Consider the following 20414-nt stretch of genomic DNA (forward strand, 5'->3'; position numbering starts at 1 on the left):
AGAGAGGAAGGTTTTTTGGTATGTGAAGGTAGGTTAACCAAAGGGGTTTTGGGATGGACAGGTCTGTGTTAAGCTGAATTAAATTGTGCAGAGCTTAAAATACATAGAGATAGGCGGGTAGGGAGTATGGAAGAAAAAGCGGTAACGGACATGCTGCGTTATGAAAAAGAGTGCTGGGAGCAATCCTATGAGCGCATCGCTGGCATTGATGAGGTAGGCCGAGGATGTTTATTCGGGGATGTTGTGGCTGCGGCGGTCATTTTGCCGAACGGTGAGCTGCTGGAGGGCGTGGATGATTCCAAAAAGCTGACGGACAAGAAGAGGGAAACCTACTATGAGCTGATTATGGAGAAGGCCATTGCCGTAGGAGTCGGATATGTGGACGCACGAACGATTGATGCCATCAATATTAAACAGGCAACTCGTTTGGCTATGAAGCAGGCTGTTGAGGCTCTGCATATATCTCCTGATTATTTACTTGTAGATGCAGAAAAGGTGGATTTGCCTATTTCCCAGCTTTCTATTATTAAAGGGGATGCGAACAGCCAGTCTATTGCTGCGGCTTCTATTATCGCCAAGGTAACCCGTGATCGACTGTGCAAAGGTGAATGGGATGCAAAGTACCCGGAATATGGGATTGGTATACATAAAGGTTACGCTACGAAGCTGCATAGGGAACAAATTTTGACGCTGGGACCTACAGCAATGCATAGACGCAGCTTTCTTGGTAATTTGTTGATCGAGCAACCGACGTTGTTTGACCTGTAAATACTTATTATGAGTCGGGACTGTGCCGATATAATGTATACCTAAGGATTTTGAAAAATCCTGACCTAATAAAATAGGCCCCTTGAATATGGGGCATGAAGAGAGGAGGGACCCTATGAATATCGGATCTGTATTTCGAGGATTACTTGGTGATGTGAAGGCGGGAGAGGCTAAAAAGCTTGATATGCAGCCAGGTCAGGTCGTACGAGGCGTCGTATTAAAGGTGTCTGAGGACGGCGGTGAGGCTGTGTTGCAAATTCAAGGTTCCCAGGTCAGAGCCAAGCTGGAAACCCCTCTTCAACCTGGACAGTCCACATTACTCCAGGTCCAGCCAGCCTCGCCCAGCGGAATGACTGTACTTAAGCCTTTGAACGATGCAGCCAACACAGGGCAGCAGACTGTAGCGCTGGCAGATGTACTGGATTCGGTGGGACTACCGGATACAGCGCAGAACAGGGAGCTGATACAGGCGATGCAAAAGAATGGCGTACCGTTGACATCGGAAAATGCGGCTTCTTTACGAGACGCTTTGGCGAAGCAGCCGGGAAAAGTACAAATAGAGACGTTTGTGCAGGCAGCAGCGGTTGCCTTTCAACGTGGATTGCCGTTGACGGCGGAAAGTATAAACGGCCTGCGACAGGCGATGTTTGGGCCTCCTTTAAATGATCTTTTGTCTTCGCTGGAGCAGGAGCTTGAAGCAGTATTCAAGCAGCAAGGTCAAGGAGCATCTGGTGACCGTATGGCGGGAGAAGCAACAGCGGTAAAGGGGGCTGACCGAATGTCCCCTGCTCCATCAGGCGCTTCTTCAGCTGTGATTGCAGATGCACCAGAAGGCCAAGTTCCTGTATTGTCCAAAGATGCCGCTGCTGTTACTACAAAGCAGGCAGAAGCGGCACTGGCAGCAGGAGGCAAGGAGACGCTGAAAGGGACTCAGGCGGCAAATCTTGCTGCTATGGTGGGTGAAGCGGGCGCTTCGGCGACAGACACGGATGCTCCGACTGGTACTGCTGCATCTGTAGCTAAAGGTGCTGCCTCCGGGGAACCAGCACTAGCTAATGGGCGTGGAGCCATAGCCACGGACGTGGTGGCGGACTCTGGTGTAAATGCACCTGAATCGGGCGCTGATGCACTAAGGGCTTCACGTGCCGGAGCGGAGAAGCCGCAAGCAGCCACAGCGGGTACACAGCAGCCTAAGGGCGCCGACGGCGCTCCAGCGGCGGCAATGGCAGAGCCTGCCGGGGCGAAGCCCGCTGCAAACGCCGCTATGGCCGACCGTGCCGCCGCGCAGCTGGCTGGCGGCTCTGCGCCGCAGGCCGCTGCGGGCAACGCGGCCACGCCGGAGGCGCCTCTTCAGCGGCTGCGTACGCTGCTGCAAGAGCTGCGCGCGGCGGTGCCGCCCGCGCTGGGCACGGCTGCGCCGGAGCAGCCCGCAACAGAAGCGCCGCAGCCTGCGGCTGGCGCTCTGCGGGCTACGGACGCAGCTGCTGCGCAGCCAGCGGCGTCCAGCACGCAGCTCACCCCCACGGAGGACCCGTGGGTGGGCCGCGTGCTGAAGCTGCTCGGTGCAGAGCACGAGCAGCAGGTACACCGCGCGGCTGCACAGACCGCGCAGGGAACGGCGGCGGCCCGTATGGAGCCGCCGGAAGGAACGCAGCCGCTGCCGGGATTAGCGGCTGCGGCGGGCGGTACGGTGTCAGCGGATGCCGACACCGTAAAGGGGGCGCTGCTCCAGTTGATGGGCAGCGATGACCTGCCGCCTGCCCTGAAAGAGGCGGCGCAGCAGGTCGTGCAGCACCTGACGGGTCAGCAGTTGCTGCTGAATACGGACCGTACGGCCCCTTTTGCACAGGTACACATGTTTATTCCGTTTGTCGGACCGGATGGTCGTGAAACAGCTACGATCCAGATTCAGTCTCGACGCGGTAAACGCGGGGAACTGGATGCATCCAACTGCCGGCTTTGGTTTGATTTGGACATGAAGGCGCTAGGGCCAACATTGGTGGATGTGCAAGTCGTGGACCGGATAGTGAGCCTTAAGCTCCATAACGATCAGGATTGGGCTGCTTCGCTGTTGACCAGCGGGCGTGAATCCATTCATACGGCGCTGGAATCGCTAGGGTATCAGCTTTTATCCCTGCGCACCGAACCGATGCCGATAAGGACTGGACAGGAGAGCAAAGGTCTGGTCTCTTCGGAGGTACAAAGCTATGTGCCTCAGCCGTATAAAGGAGTCGATCTTAAAATATGAAAGAGCCGTTGGAGGCTCCTTCTCCTTCCAGGAAGAAGGCTGTCGCCCTTAAATATACGCCCGGTGAGAGCGAAGCCCCAATCGTCGTTGCCAAAGGAAGCGGTCGTATTGCGGATAGCATTTTGGAAAAAGCCAAAGAGCACGGCGTTCCCGTTCAAGAGGATGCCGCACTGGTTGAGGTGTTGTCCAAGCTTGATTTGGATGAGCAAATTCCTGCTGAGCTATATCAGTTAGTGGCAGAGGTGCTCACCTATATATATCAGATGGATAAGCTTGCTCCAAGGGATGATAGCTGATGAGGAACGATGTGAGGACCGGAAGCAAGGATCAACGAAAAGCCAAAGGAGCTTTGGGTGAACAGGCGGCGGCTTCGTTTTTGGAAAATCTGGGGTATCGTATCATAGAGCGTAACTGGCGATGTCGTAGTGGTGAAATGGATCTGATTGCCTCCCGGGAGGATATTCTCGTGTTTATTGAAGTACGCAGCCGAAGTAGCTCCAATTATGGAACGCCCGCAGAATCAATCACTGCACGTAAAATAACCCAGGTTCGCCAGACAGCTGCTGTTTATTTGCATATGAACGGGATTGGAGATGTTCCAATCCGTTTTGATATGATTTCTGTACGATTGATTGACGAAACCGCAGTCGTCACGGAGCATATAATTGAGGCATTTTAAAAGAGCAGTAAAGTACACTGGATTGAATTTCATATGTATAGGTTGACAGGAAGGAACGCTAAAGGTATATTTTATTGAGAATGGTTATCATTTTGAATATATAGTTATAGTGATATCCACGAGCTATACCTGTGAAGGAGGATATACGTGACAGAGCATACCTTTAGTGAACATGTCATAGATGTAATTCAGGAACGACGGACCATTAAACGCTTCAAATCCGACCCCATTTCGGTAGATACCATTAAAGAACTGCTGGACGTTGCTGTATGGGCTCCTAATCATAAAATGCGCGAGCCATGGCGTTTTCTCTTGTTTGCTGGTGACGGGCGGAGAAAGCTCGCTGAAGCTATTGAAGCCGATATTGGCAAGGATAACAAGTTCGAAAGCGGCATTTTGCACAATCCGATTCAGCTTTTAGTTGTTTTGGAGGAAGATCCGCGTCAGGCAGTTTGGGATGAGGACTTTGCAGCGGTTAGTGCCCTTGTACAAAACTTTATGCTTGCCGCATGGAGTAAAGGAATCGGAACGTTTTGGGTCACAAAGCCTTTTCTTTATTCACCGAAATTCCGCAAGTATTTGGGAATTCAGCCTGGTGAGAAGATCATCGGCATGGTGTATGCGGGTTATCCTGAAGTCATTCCAGAACCAAGACCACGTATTCCAGCAACGGATAAGCTAACCCTGTTTGACAAATAATCTTTTGTCGAATAACCTTGATTAGACAGCTTTATGAATTAAAAATGTAACATGATATTTGCAGCGGATGAAAATTTGGAAGCACCTTTTTTCATATATGCAATGCTCCCCGAGAGGAGACATTTCAATATGAGGAGAGGTGTTTTTTTGTTATGTATGGAAAACTACATGGAGCTTGTCTTTATGGAATAGACGGTGTTCTGATTGAAGTGGAAACTGATTTGTCTAATGGGTTACCTCAAACTGCGATCATCGGATTGCCGGATTCAGCAATTCGAGAAGCCGTAGAGCGCGTAAGAGCAGCGATCAAAAACTGCGGTTTCAAATATCCGTCCCAGCGTGTAACCATAAATTTGGCTCCTGCTGATTTACGTAAGGAAGGCTCATCCTTTGACTTTGCAATCGCTTTGGGACTGCTGACAACCAGCGGACAAGTCGTTTTACCTGCGGGGAAACGGACGTTATTCATCGGTGAACTAGCGTTGGACGGCAGTATTCGGCCCGTGAACGGGGTATTGTCTATGGTTGATTTGGCCAAGCGAGAAGGATTTCATTCGGTGCTGCTTCCTGAGGAAAATGCAGGGGAAGCACGCCTGATCACGGGTATACGTATTTACGCTGTTCGCCATCTGATGGATCTCATTCCAGCAAAAGATCACGCACAATACATTATTGAAGGACAATCAAAAGATCGAAATTCTAACTACTTACCTGATCCAACGGATGGTGAAGGAACTAATCAAACAGGTAATCAAATAATTAATCAAGATATTAAGCAAGCTATTGATCCAGATCCTAACCCCGTCTCGAATCAAGTCGAAAATCATGACCATGGTATGCGTATTACTGCTAGACAGCAGGTCATTATCCATTCTTATGAGCATTTGCTTTCGGCAGATCAGATACCCATGTGTGAGGTCAAAGAGATGATTGACGTTATGGAGGATTACAGCGATGTATTGGGCCAGCTACACGCCAAACGAGCGCTGGTTATCGCTGCTGCCGGAATGCACAATATCATCCTTATCGGGCCGCCAGGTGCCGGAAAAACGATGCTTATCCGCAGGCTGCCATCCATTCTGCCGCCCTTGACCGAAAAAGAGGCACTGGAGGTTACCAAAATTTACAGCGCCGCCGGGAAGTGGAAGGAGTCGTCGCCTCATTTGATGAACATTCGCCCCTTCCGTTCACCTCATCATACGATTTCCGCTGCTGGATTGGTGGGCGGCGGCGGCATTCCCAAGCCGGGAGAAATTAGCCTTGCCCATCGGGGGATTTTATTTCTGGATGAGTTGCCTGAGTTTAGTCGTCATGTGCTAGAGGTGCTGAGGCAGCCGTTGGAAGATCGCAATGTAACAATTAGCCGTTCACGTGCAGTTTTTAAGTACCCGGCACACTTTTTACTCGCAGCTTCTATGAACCCGTGTCACTGCGGCTTTTTCGGAAGTGATACGCAACATCAGCGCTGTACCTGTTCACCTGCTGCGGTAGCTCGCTATCGTTCGCGTATTTCTGGTCCATTACTGGACCGGATCGATCTTCAGCTTGAGGTATCGCAACCGAAGGACTGGCGTGAGGAAAAGGAGTCACTGTCGTCCGCTGAAATGCGAAGACAGGTACTAGCTGCTCAAGCGATACAAATCGATAGGTACAGCAAGCTTCTTTTTTCATGGAATAGCGAACTATCCGGTCAAATGCTCCGGAAATATGCGGTACTAGAACTCAATGCGGCAGAACTGCTTGATCAGACGATGGATGCGCTCGGTTTAAGCATGCGTGCGTATGATCGAATTCTCAAGCTGTCACGCACCATTGCAGACTTGAGTCAATCAGAGAAGATCACCGTGTCGCATGTAGCTGAAGCCATTCAATATCGGAATATGGACAGGGCACATGCCAATATTTCAGAAGAATAAAGCGGCATAGAAGTAACTCCATGTCCATATTTTTTATGTCAGGATTTTGCAAAATCCTCATGTAAGACAAAAAAAGCTCCAGACGCTTAAGTTCTGGAGAAGAAAAAAGATTATGACAACGTTATTATACAATAAGTATATCAATTTCGTATATACGATTATGCATCATCTCCCATGTTACTTGATGGAAGAAAAACCATCTATCAATCCTTTGTTGAGAAGGTGTAGCTGAAAGTATACAAAGCCTCCGAACCAGAAACAGCTCGGAGGCTTTATTGTAAAATTCGGATTAGAGCACGTTCAACTTGACTTCAATGTTGCCGCGGGTAGCGCGGGAGTAAGGACACTGTTCATGTGCGCCTTCTACCAGTTTTACCGCTGTTTCATGGTCAACGCCTTTCACCACTACATCGAGGTTTACTCCGATTCCAAAGCCGCCGTCTTCAACTTTACCGAAATTGACCGTTGCTGTTACTTCGGTACCTTCATGTTTAATACGTTGCATGCGGGCAACCATATTCAAAGCACTGTCAAAACACGCTGAATAGCCTGCTGCGAACAATTGCTCCGGATTCGTACCCGCGCCACCTGCACCTCCCATTTCTTTGGGTGTATCAATATTTAAACGAAGTTCAGGGGAAGAAGACTCGACATAACCATTACGTCCTCCAACTGCTTTCACTGTTGTTTCATACATTTTTTGTTGAATGGTCATCATAATTCAATCACTGCCTCTCGTTCAATTTGTATTTTACACAATTTAATTTATCAAAATAATTATTATTTGTAAAGTATTTTGTGCAATTAGCATGCTTTTTGTTATATAATGTGATAAAATAATGACGAAAGTAGGTGATCTGACAGCATGGACAACAACAAACATAATGAAGGTACAGCATTAAAACTTGATAATCAGTTATGCTTTGCCATATATGCGTGCTCCAGAGAGATTACGAAGCTATACCAGCCTTATCTGGAAAAGCTTGGTGTGACATACTCACAGTATTTGGTACTCATTGTGTTGTGGGAGCGCGAGGAATGTACAGTGAAGGAATTAGGCGAGGCGTTGTATCTGGACTCAGGCACACTGACCCCGTTATTGAAAAGATTGCAGAATGCCGGACTCATTGACCGGAAGCGTTCGACTCAGGATGAACGTAAGGTGCTGATTTCTTTGACTCCTGAAGGAAGTGCATTGCGGGAAAAAGCGCAATCTGTACCGGGATGTATTCAGGAAAAAACAAGCATGACCCACGATCAATTCGGCTCGCTCCTGTTTCAGTTCAACGATCTGCTGGATCGAGTTCATGAAGCGAATGTGCAGGTTGAAAAATCATAATCGGTATTTCCGGCTACATTACGAATCTCTTGTTATGTAGCCGCCCGTAGCTGGATGAAGGAATGCCCCAATGTAAAGTACCTCTCATACGGATTTAATAAATCCCGAACTTGAAGAGGTGCTTTTTTTTGTATTCTATTAAAATGAATATCCATTAATATCCAAGCATTCGATTTTGGGAATGATAATGATATCAAAATACTGTAATTCATAAGGTTAAATTATAAGGAAAGCGTTTTAAAAACATGTTACAATGATGTAGGTTTAGTATAGATTTCCTTGTGAACCGCCCTTGTTGCAGTCATGTTGATAGGAGGATTCCAGAATGAATATCCATGAATATCAGGGTAAAGAAGTATTGAAGCAGTACGGAGTGGCTGTACCGAACGGTAAGGTTGCCTATACGGTGGAGGAAGCCGTTGCTGCAGCAGAATCGCTTGGAAGCGCTGTTACGGTGGTCAAGGCGCAAATTCATGCCGGTGGACGTGGTAAAGCGGGCGGTGTGAAGGTGGCCAAAAGCTTGGATGAAGTGCGTACCTATGCTTCTGAAATTTTGGGTAAGGTGCTGGTGACACATCAGACCGGGCCTGAAGGCAAAGAGGTTAAACGCCTTTTGGTAGAGGAAGGCTGCGATATTCGTAAAGAGTATTACGTCGGTGTTGTCGTGGATCGTGCGACCGGACGTGTCGTGATCATGGCCTCGGAAGAAGGCGGTACGGAAATCGAAGAGGTAGCTGCGGCTACTCCGGAGAAAATTTTTAAAGCGGTTGTTGATCCGGCGATTGGGCTTCAGGTATATCAGGCGCGCAAACTGGCGTATGACATTAACATCCCGAATGAGCTGGTAAACAAGGCGGTTAAGTTCATGCAGGCGCTCTATGAAGCTTTTGTGGACAAGGATTGTTCGATTGCAGAGATCAATCCGTTGGTCGTCACAGGTGACGGGAATGTGCTGGCGTTGGATGCCAAACTGAATTTTGACTCTAATGCGTTGTTCCGCCACAAGGATATTTTGGAGCTGCGTGATTTGGACGAAGAGGACGAGAAAGAAATCGAAGCTTCCAAATACGATCTGAGCTACATTGCATTGGACGGAAATATTGGGTGTATGGTCAACGGCGCAGGTCTTGCAATGGCGACGATGGACATTATCAAATATTACGGTGGCGATCCGGCCAACTTCCTGGACGTAGGGGGCGGTGCGACGACAGAAAAGGTAACCGAAGCGTTCAAAATCATTTTGTCCGATCCGAAGGTAAAGGGCATTTTTGTGAACATTTTCGGCGGAATTATGCAGTGTGACATCATTGCGAACGGTGTGGTGGAGGCTGCCAAGCAATTGGGGCTGACACGTCCGCTTGTTGTCCGTCTCGAAGGTACGAATGTCGAGTTGGGTAAACAGATTTTGGCGGAATCCGGTTTGAACATCGTGGCGGCTGATTCCATGGCGGATGGTGCCCAGAAAATCGTCGAACTTGTTCAATAGCCTGTTTGCATTCCGATATGCCGAATAAACGATAGGGGATGTGAAGATCGTGAGTATTTTGGTCGATAAGCATACAAAGGTGATTACACAGGGGATTACGGGAAAAACGGCGTTATTCCACGCCAAGGGTGCGCTTGATTATGGCACACAGATGGTAGGAGGCACCTCTCCAGGCAAGGGCGGCACCGAGGTGGAAATTACGCTGGAGAACGGACAGCAGGTCAAGTTGCCCGTGTTTAATACAGTCAGCGAAGCGAAGACTGCTACAGGCGCGACAGCGAGTGTTATTTATGTGCCGCCTGCTTTTGCTGCGGATTCCATTTTGGAGGCTGTGGATGCAGAGTTAGACCTCGTGATTTGTATAACCGAGGGCATTCCGGTGCTTGATATGATCAGGGTAAAGCGTTTTATGGAAGGTAAAAAGACCGTTCTGATCGGTCCTAACTGTCCAGGCGTAATTACACCGGGAGAGTGCAAAATTGGCATCATGCCAGGTTACATTCATCTGCCGGGCCATGTAGGCGTTGTGTCGCGTAGCGGCACGCTAACCTATGAAGCGGTACATCAGCTGACTACCCGGGGCATCGGACAATCTTCCGCGGTTGGTATCGGAGGGGACCCAGTTAAAGGTTCGGAATTTATTGATATTTTGCATCGCTTCAATGAAGATTCTAACACGCATGCTGTCATTCTGATCGGAGAAATCGGCGGTACAGCCGAGGAGGAAGCAGCAGAGTGGATTCGGGACAATATGACGAAACCGGTGGTCGGTTTTATCGGCGGTGTGACTGCGCCTCCGGGCAAACGGATGGGGCATGCAGGCGCCATCATTTCCGGCGGAAAAGGAACAGCCAAGGAAAAAATCGCTACGCTTGAAGCCTGTGGTATCAAGGTGGCACCGACTCCTTCGGAGATGGGCTCGACGCTGGTCAGTGTGCTGGAAGCGCGTGGTATTTTGAATTTATGTACAACACATTAAATCGTGTTTCTTCATTAATATACAAGCTGTAAAATGGCATCGAAATTTGCCGCTTGCTAGTGTATAATGAAAGAAAGGTAAGCAACCTTTTTGTCTTCTTAAACAGGGGATGAAAAGGTTGCTTTTTTTGCGTTAGGACAGGCTTATCAGGGAAACGCTTGCAAAATGATACGTTGTGCCACAAAATAAGGGAGGGTTCACTCTCCCCGAGAATGGGGGAACCGCAGTTTGGAAGAAAGATGGCTTTTGCTGGGTTTGCATGAATTAGAGGGTATCGGTAGAAAAACAATTCAGCGTATTTGGTCGAGTGACTACCGACTGCATGAACTGCTGCATTTTAGCGAGCAGAAATGGCTTGAGGTAGGATTAAATCCCACTCAGGCCCGTATAGCGGCGCAGTGTTACGATGAAGATTGGGTACATGAAAGATATGAGCGGGTTCGATCCGGCGATATCGGAGTGATTACTTATGTGGATGAGGATTATCCCCTATTAATGAAAGAAACGGTTGACGCGCCTTGGGTATTGTATACGAAAGGGGACATTTCACTTTTGCATACATGCTCTATAGCTATGGTGGGGACTCGCATTCCTACGGCTTATGGACGCAGAGCGGCCGAAATGCTGACAGAGGGATTGTGTGATGCGGGCATTACAGTAGTCAGTGGATTGGCGAGAGGGATCGACAGTATTTGCCACGAAGCTGCCCTGCGCCGGGGAGGCAATACGATAGGGGTTCTTGGAACGGCGATTGATCAAATTTACCCGCCCCAAAATGCATCTTTATTTGCAGAGATGGCGAGCAAAGGCTTGATTGTATCGGAATATCCACCTGGCACCAGATCGCATCCGGGAATGTTTCCGCAGCGTAACCGGATCATTGCTGGTCTGACACAGGGAACCGTTGTGGTGGAAGCAGATGTAAGAAGCGGTTCCCTAATTACAGCTGATGCTGCGTTGGAGGCGGATCGAGATGTGTTCGCCGTTCCCGGACCGATTACATCACCGAAGAGCAGAGGTACGTTAAGTTTGATTAAGCAAGGGGCTAAAACGGTCACCGAAGCTTCGGATATTGTAGAGGAGTACGTAGCTAATTTGCGTACAAGGGATGTTTCTTCATACAATAGAGAGCAGAGTCTGGATGTGAATGGTGTCTCCAAAGTACCAGTGAGTGAGACTGCCGAGGAAAAACATGTCGTGCTGTTACTGGAGCAGGGAACACTTACACTGGATGAACTGCTTGAAGCGACTGCATGGGATTTTGGACTTTTACACTCAGTTCTGTTATCGTTAATCATAAAAAAAAGGATCACCCAGCTTGCGGGTACAAAATACAAACTTATTTAATAGTTGATTTTGCAAATCCTTAATGTAGTAATTGTATAAATTCAGTATTAAACATCCAGGGATGGGAGTTTAGATATTTATCCGCACAGCGGATTCCTGCTCCCTCCCCACTTCCTGAAATGTGTTGACTTTATAGCTCGGAGCGCCTCCGCGCTATAACTCACCACATTTCAGGAAGTCTATCCTAATTGTACGTAATTGAGAGGAGGAAGAGCCTATGGCGGATTCACTCGTCATCGTGGAATCGCCTTCCAAGGCGAAGACGATCGGCAAATACTTGGGCAGCAAATATATCGTCAAGGCTTCCATGGGTCATATCAGGGATTTGCCAAAGAGTCAGATCGGCGTAGAGGTCGAAAATGATTTTAATCCCAAATACATTACCATTCGAGGTAAAGGCTCGATTTTGAAAGAATTAAAGGATGCCAGAAAAAAAGTGAAAAAAGTATATCTGGCGGCTGACCCGGATCGCGAAGGCGAAGCTATTGCTTGGCATTTGGCGCATGCGCTGGATTTGGACGATACAGCAGACTGCCGCGTTGTATTTAATGAGATCACAAAGCAGGCCGTCAAGGATGCTTTTAAAACACCACGCAAAATCAATATGGATTTGGTCAATGCCCAACAAGCACGGCGGATTCTTGATCGGCTTGTCGGCTACAAAATCAGTCCATTGCTTTGGAAAAAGGTAAAGAAGGGCTTGTCTGCAGGGCGCGTGCAGTCGGTTGCCGTGAAAATTATCCTAGACCGGGAAAACGAGATTAATGAGTTTGTGCCTGAAGAGTATTGGACGATCACAGCTAAACTAGCGATTAAGGACAGTACCTTTGAAGCGAAATTCCATCAGCTTCGTGGCGAAAAGAAAGAGCTCTCCAGCGAAGCGGATGTACAAGAAGTGCTGGAGGCTATCGGCAAGTCGTCTTACAAGGTCCGTGATGTGAAAGAGAAAGAGCGTTTGCGCAATCCTTCTCCACCATTCACGACTAGCTCCTTGCAGCAAGAGGCGGCTCGGAAACTCAACTTCCGTGCATCCAAAACAATGTCCGTGGCCCAGCAGCTGTATGAGGGTGTGGACTTGGGCAAGGAAGGAACCGTGGGTCTGATTACGTATATGCGTACGGATTCCACACGAATCGCCGTCTCGGCCCAAGAGGAAGCGAAGGAATTCATTATTCAGAAATATGGTGAAGCTTTTGTACCTGAAAGTCCTCGTCAATATTCCAAAAAAGCGGCCAACGCCCAGGATGCACATGAAGCGATTCGTCCAACCTCTGCGCTGCGTGATCCGGAAACGGTTAAGCCGTTTATGAGTCGGGACCAGTTCCGTTTGTACAAACTGGTATGGGAGCGTTTTATGGCCAGTCAGATGGCTTCAGCTATTATGGATACCTTGTCCGTTGATATTGAAGCGGGTGAGACCATATTCCGTGCAGCTGGCTCGAAGGTTCGTTTTTCAGGCTTCATGAAAGTGTATGTGGAGGGGAATGACGACGGCAAAACCGAAGAAGATAAGCTGCTGCCGCCGCTTAAACCGGGCGACAAGCTGAAAAAGGAATCGGTTGAGCCGAAGCAGCATTTCACGCAACCGCCTCCTCGTTATACAGAAGCACGGCTGGTGAAAACGTTGGAAGAACTGGGTATCGGACGTCCGAGTACGTATGCACCGACACTGGAAACTATTCAGAAGCGTGGCTATGTCGCCATTGAAGAGAAGAAGTTCTTCCCTACAGAGCTGGGAGAACTGGTCATCGAGCAGATGGAGGAATTCTTTCCTGAAATTCTGAACGTGGAATTCACGGCCAATATGGAAGGTGACCTTGATCACGTAGAAGAAGGCGAAGGAGACTGGGTCAAGGTCTTGAGTGACTTTTATGAGTCGTTTGAGAAACGTCTGGAAGTGGCAGAGGAAGAAATGAAGGAAATTGAGATAAAGGATGAAGAATCCGATGTCATTTGTGACAAATGTGGCAGCCCGATGGTGTATAAGCTCGGCCGCTTTGGTAAATTTCTAGCCTGCTCTGCGTTCCCAGATTGTCGCAATACGAAGCCGATTGTCAAGGATATCGGGATCAATTGTCCTACATGTGGTGAGGGCCATGTTGTGGAACGGCGGAGTAAAAAAGGACGTATCTTTTATGGGTGTGACCGTTATCCGGAATGCGATTTTGTATCCTGGGATAAACCATCCATTAAGCCTTGTCCAAGCTGTGATGGCCTAATGGTTGAAAAACGTACAAAACAGGGAACGAAGCTCAACTGTACCGTCTGTGATCACAGTGAAATGCTGGAAGATAGCGACGAGGGCGTAGAGACTTCATAAGAACAACAATAGCAGGGGGATTTAAACGTGAGTGAACCACTAAAGGTAACGGTCATCGGAGCAGGTTTGGCGGGCAGCGAAGCTGCCTGGCAGATTGCAAGCCGTGGTGTGCCTGTGAAGTTATATGAAATGAGACCGGTTGTTAAAACACCGGCACATCATACAGATAAATTTGCCGAGCTGGTGTGCAGCAATTCTTTACGGGCTAACGGCTTGACTAACGCGGTAGGTGTGCTGAAGGAAGAAATGAGAATATTGAACTCCTTGATTTTGAATGCCGCAGATCGTCATGCTGTTCCGGCTGGTGGTGCGCTGGCGGTGGATCGAGATGGATTTTCCGGCCATATTACAGATACCCTTCATCAACATCCGCTTATTGAGGTTGTCAATGAGGAACTTCAGGAAATTCCACAGGATGGGATCGTGGTCATTGCTACCGGGCCTTTAACTTCTCCGGCTTTGTCGGAACAGATTAAATCGCTGATGGGAGAAGAGTATTTTTACTTTTACGATGCGGCGGCCCCGATTGTGGAGAAGGACTCTATCGACATGAGTAAGGTTTATCTGGCTTCCCGTTATGATAAGGGAGAAGCAGCCTACTTGAACTGTCCGATGAATGAAGCGGAATTTGACGCTTTTTATGAGGCGCTGATTACGGCTGAGGTGGCACAAGTTAAGGAATTCGAAAAAGAAATTTATTTCGAAGGCTGTATGCCCATTGAAGTGATGATGCAGCGCGGTAAGCAGACGGCATTGTTTGGGCCGATGAAACCAGTCGGTCTCGTGAACCCACATACAGGAGAGTTGCCATATGCCGTTGTGCAGCTTCGTCAGGATAATGCGGCGGGTACACTGTACAACCTGGTTGGCTTCCAGACTCATCTGAAATGGGGAGAGCAAAAGCGCGTATTTTCCATGATACCGGGCCTGGAGAATGCAGAGTTTGTACGTTATGGTGTAATGCATCGCAACACCTTTATTAATTCTCCACAGCAGCTTCATCCGACCTATCAGTTCAAAGGCAGAAGTAATCTGTTCTTTGCCGGACAAATGACTGGAGTAGAAGGGTACGTGGAATCCGCGGCCTCAGGATTGCTGGCGGGAATGAATGCAGCGCGTGCGGCGCGTGGACAAGAAATGTTTGTGTTCCCTGCGGAAACGACACTCGGCAGTATGGCTCGTTACATCACAACCGCTGATTTCAAACATTTTCAGCCGATGAATGCGAACTTCGGTCTGCTGCCAAAGCTGGAAACGCGTATTCGCAACAAGAAGGAAAAGAACGAAGCGCTTGCTAACCGTGCGCTGGAAAGCTTGCGTGGTTACATCAACGAAGCGGAAGTTATGTCAGCCGAAGTACAGGCATAAGGATGAAGGAAAAGGAGGAGCGCGTTATGGATATATCCTTTCATGCTACCACCATCTGTGCTGTACGCCACAATGGCAAGGGAGCTATTGCCGGTGATGGTCAGGTAACGTTTGGTAACAGTGTCGTCATGAAGCAGACGGCAAAAAAAGTACGCAGATTATACCGTGGTCAGGTGGTTGCAGGTTTTGCCGGCTCAGTGGCGGATGCCATCACATTGTTTGAAAAGTTTGAAAACAAGCTGGAGGAACATCACGGCAACCTTCAGCGGGCTGCGGTGGAGCTGGCTAAGGACTGGCGGCAGGACCGTATCCTGCGTAAGCTGGAGGCTTTGATGATTGTTATGGATCAATCCGGAATGCTACTCATTTCCGGGGGCGGTGAAATTATTGAGCCGGACGATGATGTGCTTGCGATCGGCTCAGGCGGTAATTTTGCATTGGCGGCGGCGCGCGCATTCAAGCGTCATGGCTCCGGTATGGAGGCAAAGGATATGGCCCGGGAAGCGCTGGAGGTTGCCTCGGAGATATGCGTGTATACGAACAATCAGATTATCGTGGAAGAACTGTAAATCGGCTCTGAGTATTCAAGGGTGGAGGAGTGCAAAATGAATAATCAATCGTTGACGCCCAGACAAGTTGTATCCGAGCTGGATAAATATATTGTCGGACAAAAGCAGGCTAAAAAATCCGTTGCCGTTGCCTTGCGCAACCGTTATCGGCGCAGCAAGCTGCCGGACGATATCCGGGATGAAATTGTGCCCAAAAATATTTTGATGATCGGTCCGACGGGCGTGGGTAAAACCGAAATTGCACGCAGACTGGCCCGGCTCGTGGGAGCTCCTTTTGTTAAGGTAGAGGCGACTAAATTCACAGAAGTGGGTTATGTCGGCCGGGATGTGGAATCCATGGTGCGTGACTTGATGGAAACCTCGATTCGCATCGTTAAAGCGGAGCGGACGGAGAATGTGAAGGACAAAGCCGAGGACATGGCGAATGAACGGATTGTCAGCATTCTTGTACCTGCGGAGAAATCGAATAAATCCCAACGTAACCCTTTTGAAATGCTGTTTGGCAATAACACTGGGAATTCGGTAGAGGAAGAACCCCCACAACAGGACGCATCCTTGGCAGAGAAACGGCGTAAGGCTAAATTCGATCTGTTGTCCGGCAAGCTTGAGGATGAAGTTATTGAGATTGATGTGGAGGATACCGCACCAAATATGCTGGATATGTTTGCTGGGCAGGGAAATGAGCAAATGGGCATGAACATGCAGGAAATGTTCGGAAGCTTTCTGCCAAAGCGGACCAAAAAGCGCAAGTTGCCGGTGAAGGAAGCCCGCAAGGTGCTAATTCAGGATGAGGCTGCCAAGCTGATCGACATGGATGATGTCATTCAGGAGTCCGTGAAACGTGCTGAACAATCCGGTATCATTTTTATTGATGAAATCGACAAAATTGCCAGCCAGGGCAAGGGCAGTGGTCCTGATGTATCTAGAGAAGGTGTCCAGCGCGATATTTTGCCTATTGTCGAGGGTTCTACCATTATGACTAAATACGGCCCGGTAAGGACAGATTATATTCTTTTTATCGCCGCTGGAGCTTTTCATGTTGCTAAGCCTTCTGATCTGATCCCTGAGCTGCAGGGACGTTTTCCAATCCGTGTTGAACTGAGCAGTCTCACATTGGATGAATTTGTGTCCATACTGACAGAGCCTAAAAATGCGTTGACCAAGCAATACACGGATTTGCTTCGTACCGAAGAGATTGAAGTAGAATTTTCGGCGGAAGCCATCCGTGAAATTGCCAGCATTGCCGAGTCTGTAAACCGGAACACGGAAAACATCGGTGCGCGCCGATTGCATACGATTTTGGAGAAGTTGTTGGAGGATTTGTCCTTCGAGGCTCCGGAGCTTACTTTGGACCGCATGATCATTACCCCGGAATATGTTCGGGAGAAGCTGGGTGATATTGCCCAAAACAGGGACCTTAGTCAGTATATTTTATGAGCGGGAGCTTTTAAAATAGGATGCGTTGTCTAGAATAACACTATCTTGCACCGTCACATAGACCTAGATGAGTGTCCCTTAGATGATTTTTCTGTCTATTCCAAAAGTAGGACGTATAATCTTTTACAGGTGCAAAGTGCTAAGAAAACATTCATTTCATTGAAAAAAACCTGAAAAATTTAACATTTTATGCATCGAAAGCCCTCTTTTTTAAAAAAGATAGGGCTTTTTTCTTATTGTAATTAGGTCCCAACTCTACGAAACTTAGAATATATGACACAAAGCAATTATTTTCTACTTAAGACCTAAGAGAAATGTATAATTATGAAATTTTATTGTCGAAAAAAAGTGAAAAATCTTGTTTTATTGAATCTTACTTTGGAGTAGACGCTGGAAGGAGGAGCTAAATGAATCTGCTGGGTGATATGAGCTTTCAAAAACTTCAGGCAGGTGTTCAGGCGGCAAATACGAGACAACGTGTGATAGCCAACAACATTTCCAATGAGGATACCCCGTATTTTAAGCGTTCAGAGGTTTCATTTGAAGAATTGCTTCAGCAGCAAATGGGTGGCGACGTGACACCATTACGTGGAAAAGTAACCAATGCGAAACATTTTCAGATAGGACCTGCGAACTCCATTCCAGATGCTGTGGTCACCAAAGATGGGTATTCTGTCATGAACAACAATATGAATAACGTGGATATCGACAGAGAAATGAGCCTTATGGCTGAGAATCAACTGAGATATAATACCTACATCCAAGAAATTAGTGAACGCATCAAAATGATGAGAACAGCGGTAGAAGGGAGATAGGACCAGGTGAAGATTAACAACGGCTTTGATATCAGTGCCTCTGCTCTTACGGCCCAAAGGTTGCGGATGGATGTCATATCAAGCAACATTGCCAATGCAGAGACAACCCGGGCAAAAGTGGAGAATGGACAAGCGGTTCCATATCGGAGAAAAACGGTTGTTTTGGAGCCTAACCAATCTCGGTTTGCCGATGTTTTGCAGGCTCAAATGGAAGGAAATGGAACAGGCGCCGCTGGCGTCAAGGTTTCGCAAATACAGGAAGATCAGTCACCTTTGAAGCCTGTGTACAATCCGGGTCACCCGGATGCTGATAAAGATGGCTATGTATATATGCCTAATGTAGACATTATGAAAGAAATGGTAGACATGATTTCCGCAACACGCTCTTACGAAGCCAATGTAACAGCTCTGAATGCATCCAAGGCAATGGTTTCCAAGGCACTTGAAATCGGTCGCTAAGTTCCAGGACTACTAACTACAGAATAGGGAGAGTAAAACATGATCCAGAACGCCATGTTTAATGTACAGACACCGGCAATACAGCAAATTCAATCGCCTAACAATGAGTTGACGAAAGCGACGCCTTCCGAATCCTTGAAGGATTTTGGTTCGTTCCTAAAGGATGCGCTCAATGAAGTGGGGCAGCAGGAAGCCGCTACACACACGATGTCCGACCAGTTCATGGCAGGAAAAGTTGATGTTGATCAGGTCTTGATCACTTCCCAACAAGCGCTGCTTTCTCTGCAGCTTACTACTCAAGTCCGAAACAAAGCGATTGAAGCCTATCAGGAGATCATGCGTACACAGATGTAAAGAGGATCTAGCAAAGTTTCGGATGGGGTGACGGAGTGAACGAGAGAATCGCCCAATATCGGGATAAGATTTCCGGGTATTGGAATAATTTCAGCAAAAAACAGAAGATATTACTTGTTTCGACATTGGCATTCATCATCATTGCCATTGTAGTGCTAACGATGCAGTTTACCAAAACCGAGTATGAAGTGGCTTTCCGGGATTTAAACGCAAACGATGCTGCCGGGGTCATTAAATATCTCGATTCTGCGGGTATTCCGTATCAGCTCAATGCTGGCGGGACGCAAATCGCAGTTCCAACCGCAAACGCGGATAAGGCAAAGGTAGATGTTGGGTCTCAGGGCCTAATTCAAAAGGGTTCAATCGGCATGAGTGCCTTTGACCAGTCCTCCTCGGCAATTGGTATGACGGAGAACGAGTTCAATGTGAAATACAATAACGCCTTGAACGGCGAAGTGCAGCAATTGTTGGAACGGATGGATGGTGTCCAAAGCTCCAAAGCTGTCATAAATATGCCGAAGGAAAACATTTTTGCTGGGCTTGAAGAAAAAGACAAAGCTTCTGCTTCGGTTCAAATGGAATTCGAACCTGGCTTTACGCCAAATCAGCAAGCCATCGACGGATACTTTAATCTGGTAAAGACGGCTGTGCCGAATTTGCCTGTAGAAAACATTACGATCACCAATAAGGAGTATGAACTGATTCCAACGGCCAAGGGCGGTCAAGGAGGTCTCTCCAGTGGTGTTGAGGAAAACATGGCTCTGCAGAAGAAGTTTGAGAGCGATGTAAGGAATAATGTCCAACAATTTTTGTCGAAAATTGTTGGCGAAGACAAAGTGAATGTGCTGGTTATGTCACAGCTAAATTTCGACAAAGTAACGTCGAAAGAGCAGATGGTCACACCAGTTGATCAAACGAAAATGAAGGGCATTGAAATCAGCGCCCAGCAAATTCAGGAAAGCTACACTGGCAGTAGTGGACAAACCGGAGGAGTCGCAGGAACAGGAACGCAGGATGTACCTGGTTACCCTGGAGGAAGCAATTCGGGCAACACAAGCTCAGATAAGAGCTCAAGCACAATTAACTACGAAGTTAACCGAATTGCGAAGGATATTATCCAAAGTCCGTACACTGTAAAAGATTTAACCATTAATGTAGCAGTTGAACCACCAACGGGGCAGCAAACTTTGGATGCAGCAACTCAGGCCGCAATCCAAAATATTTTGGTTAATATCGTAAGAGCTTCATTAGCGAATTCCGGTATTACTATTACAGACGCTGATTTAGCCAAAAAAGTTTCAGTGTTCTCTCAAACCGTACCGGCGCCAGCGAACACCAACACGTTTTTTTCAGCTTCCAACCCTTGGGTATGGGGCATCGGGGCTGCTGTACTGGCACTGTTGGCAGGCGTAATCTTCCTGATTGTACGCGGTCGTCGTAAGCAGCAGGAAGAAGAATTAGATGAAGATCTGCAACTTATGCCAACACCGACGGAGTTCCCGTCCATTACCATGGAAAGTGTGACAAATGAAAGTCAAGTGCGTAAACAGCTTGAGAGTCTGGCGAAAAAGAAACCCGACGAATTCGTCAATCTGCTTCGTACATGGCTGGCTGACGAATAGAGGTGAGTT

The 20414-nt window shown here is 47.9% G+C and carries 19 protein-coding genes; 18 read left to right on the top strand and 1 reads right to left on the bottom strand.

Features of this window, described 5'->3' with window-relative positions:
- Positions 1–99 precede the first annotated feature (99 nt).
- From ABIA61_RS01590 to ABIA61_RS01615, 6 genes are all read left to right on the top strand, one after another.
- The gene (locus ABIA61_RS01590) at positions 100–768 is read left to right on the top strand and encodes a ribonuclease HII (RefSeq protein WP_404580405.1); all 669 of its coding nucleotides are present in this window, start codon (positions 100–102) and stop codon (positions 766–768) included.
- Positions 769–883: 115 nt separating this feature from the next.
- Positions 884–3016, top strand: a complete 2133-nt coding sequence (locus tag ABIA61_RS01595; protein WP_404580225.1) for a DNA ligase — start codon at positions 884–886, stop codon at positions 3014–3016.
- A complete protein-coding gene (locus ABIA61_RS01600) occupies positions 3013–3312 on the top strand; it encodes an EscU/YscU/HrcU family type III secretion system export apparatus switch protein (RefSeq protein ID WP_044644886.1) in 300 nt (99 codons plus the stop codon). Before ABIA61_RS01595 ends, ABIA61_RS01600 begins: the two co-directional genes overlap by 4 nt.
- Positions 3312–3695 (top strand): YraN family protein, encoded by a 384-nt coding sequence (locus ABIA61_RS01605; protein WP_404580226.1) that lies wholly within the window; start codon positions 3312–3314, stop codon positions 3693–3695. Before ABIA61_RS01600 ends, ABIA61_RS01605 begins: the two co-directional genes overlap by 1 nt.
- Before the next feature lie 147 nt (positions 3696–3842).
- Positions 3843–4394, top strand: coding sequence for a nitroreductase family protein (locus ABIA61_RS01610; RefSeq protein WP_404580227.1), 552 nt, complete (start codon positions 3843–3845; stop codon positions 4392–4394).
- A 152-nt stretch (positions 4395–4546) separates the two neighbouring features.
- Positions 4547–6310 (top strand): YifB family Mg chelatase-like AAA ATPase, encoded by a 1764-nt coding sequence (locus ABIA61_RS01615; protein WP_404580228.1) that lies wholly within the window; start codon positions 4547–4549, stop codon positions 6308–6310.
- Between the two features lie 289 nt (positions 6311–6599).
- Here the strand turns inward: ABIA61_RS01615 and ABIA61_RS01620 are convergent, their stop codons facing one another.
- A complete protein-coding gene (locus tag ABIA61_RS01620) occupies positions 6600–7028 on the bottom strand; it encodes an organic hydroperoxide resistance protein (RefSeq protein ID WP_283655617.1) in 429 nt (142 codons plus the stop codon).
- Between the two features lie 147 nt (positions 7029–7175).
- Between ABIA61_RS01620 and ABIA61_RS01625 the strand changes: the two genes are divergently transcribed.
- From ABIA61_RS01625 to fliF, 12 genes are all read left to right on the top strand, one after another.
- Complete coding sequence (locus tag ABIA61_RS01625; RefSeq protein ID WP_044644881.1) at positions 7176–7649, top strand: MarR family winged helix-turn-helix transcriptional regulator; 474 nt, start codon at positions 7176–7178, stop codon at positions 7647–7649.
- A 325-nt stretch (positions 7650–7974) separates the two neighbouring features.
- Positions 7975–9135, top strand: a complete 1161-nt coding sequence (gene sucC / locus ABIA61_RS01630) for an ADP-forming succinate--CoA ligase subunit beta (protein WP_137062710.1) — start codon at positions 7975–7977, stop codon at positions 9133–9135.
- A gap of 49 nt (positions 9136–9184) precedes the next feature.
- Positions 9185–10114: a succinate--CoA ligase subunit alpha gene (gene sucD, locus ABIA61_RS01635; RefSeq protein ID WP_283655618.1), complete on the top strand. Its 930-nt coding sequence runs from the start codon at positions 9185–9187 to the stop codon at positions 10112–10114.
- Positions 10115–10342: 228 nt separating this feature from the next.
- Positions 10343–11461 carry a DNA-processing protein DprA gene (gene dprA / locus ABIA61_RS01640; protein WP_283655619.1) on the top strand — a complete coding sequence of 373 codons (1119 nt, stop codon included), beginning with the start codon at positions 10343–10345 and terminating at the stop codon, positions 11459–11461.
- Between the two features lie 217 nt (positions 11462–11678).
- Entirely contained in the window at positions 11679–13781 is a 2103-nt protein-coding gene (topA, locus tag ABIA61_RS01645) for a type I DNA topoisomerase (RefSeq protein WP_283655620.1), read from the top strand.
- Between the two features lie 27 nt (positions 13782–13808).
- Positions 13809–15149: an FADH(2)-oxidizing methylenetetrahydrofolate--tRNA-(uracil(54)-C(5))-methyltransferase TrmFO gene (gene trmFO, locus ABIA61_RS01650; RefSeq protein WP_283655621.1), complete on the top strand. Its 1341-nt coding sequence runs from the start codon at positions 13809–13811 to the stop codon at positions 15147–15149.
- A 26-nt stretch (positions 15150–15175) separates the two neighbouring features.
- A complete protein-coding gene (gene hslV, locus ABIA61_RS01655) occupies positions 15176–15718 on the top strand; it encodes an ATP-dependent protease subunit HslV (RefSeq protein ID WP_283655622.1) in 543 nt (180 codons plus the stop codon).
- A gap of 36 nt (positions 15719–15754) precedes the next feature.
- A complete protein-coding gene (gene hslU, locus ABIA61_RS01660) occupies positions 15755–17155 on the top strand; it encodes an ATP-dependent protease ATPase subunit HslU (protein ID WP_283655623.1) in 1401 nt (466 codons plus the stop codon).
- A 407-nt stretch (positions 17156–17562) separates the two neighbouring features.
- Positions 17563–17970: a flagellar basal body rod protein FlgB gene (flgB, locus tag ABIA61_RS01665; RefSeq protein ID WP_044644874.1), complete on the top strand. Its 408-nt coding sequence runs from the start codon at positions 17563–17565 to the stop codon at positions 17968–17970.
- Positions 17971–17976: 6 nt separating this feature from the next.
- Positions 17977–18429, top strand: a complete 453-nt coding sequence (flgC, locus tag ABIA61_RS01670; protein WP_014281074.1) for a flagellar basal body rod protein FlgC — start codon at positions 17977–17979, stop codon at positions 18427–18429.
- Between the two features lie 39 nt (positions 18430–18468).
- A complete protein-coding gene (gene fliE, locus ABIA61_RS01675; protein WP_283655624.1) occupies positions 18469–18783 on the top strand; it encodes a flagellar hook-basal body complex protein FliE in 315 nt (104 codons plus the stop codon).
- Between the two features lie 35 nt (positions 18784–18818).
- Positions 18819–20405, top strand: a complete 1587-nt coding sequence (fliF, locus tag ABIA61_RS01680) for a flagellar basal-body MS-ring/collar protein FliF (protein WP_283655625.1) — start codon at positions 18819–18821, stop codon at positions 20403–20405.
- Positions 20406–20414: the final 9 nt, after the last annotated feature.

The organism is Paenibacillus sp. RC21, assembly GCF_044907935.1.
Taxonomy (GTDB): Bacteria; Bacillota; Bacilli; order Paenibacillales; family Paenibacillaceae; genus Paenibacillus; species Paenibacillus terrae_A.

Excerpts from the sequence above, each read along its gene's own strand:
- ABIA61_RS01595 (WP_404580225.1), top strand. The coding sequence starts at position 884 with ATGAATATCGGATCTGTATTTCGAGGATTACTTGGTGATGTGAAGGCG.
- ABIA61_RS01600 (WP_044644886.1), top strand. The coding sequence starts at position 3,013 with ATGAAAGAGCCGTTGGAGGCTCCTTCTCCTTCCAGGAAGAAGGCTGTC.
- ABIA61_RS01605 (WP_404580226.1), top strand. The coding sequence starts at position 3,312 with ATGAGGAACGATGTGAGGACCGGAAGCAAGGATCAACGAAAAGCCAAA.
- ABIA61_RS01615 (WP_404580228.1), top strand. The coding sequence starts at position 4,547 with ATGTATGGAAAACTACATGGAGCTTGTCTTTATGGAATAGACGGTGTT.
- ABIA61_RS01620 (WP_283655617.1), bottom strand. The coding sequence starts at position 7,028 with ATGATGACCATTCAACAAAAAATGTATGAAACAACAGTGAAAGCAGTT.
- ABIA61_RS01625 (WP_044644881.1), top strand. The coding sequence starts at position 7,176 with ATGGACAACAACAAACATAATGAAGGTACAGCATTAAAACTTGATAAT.
- sucC (WP_137062710.1), top strand. The coding sequence starts at position 7,975 with ATGAATATCCATGAATATCAGGGTAAAGAAGTATTGAAGCAGTACGGA.
- topA (WP_283655620.1), top strand. The coding sequence starts at position 11,679 with ATGGCGGATTCACTCGTCATCGTGGAATCGCCTTCCAAGGCGAAGACG.
- hslV (WP_283655622.1), top strand. The coding sequence starts at position 15,176 with ATGGATATATCCTTTCATGCTACCACCATCTGTGCTGTACGCCACAAT.
- hslU (WP_283655623.1), top strand. The coding sequence starts at position 15,755 with ATGAATAATCAATCGTTGACGCCCAGACAAGTTGTATCCGAGCTGGAT.
- flgB (WP_044644874.1), top strand. The coding sequence starts at position 17,563 with ATGAATCTGCTGGGTGATATGAGCTTTCAAAAACTTCAGGCAGGTGTT.
- fliE (WP_283655624.1), top strand. The coding sequence starts at position 18,469 with ATGATCCAGAACGCCATGTTTAATGTACAGACACCGGCAATACAGCAA.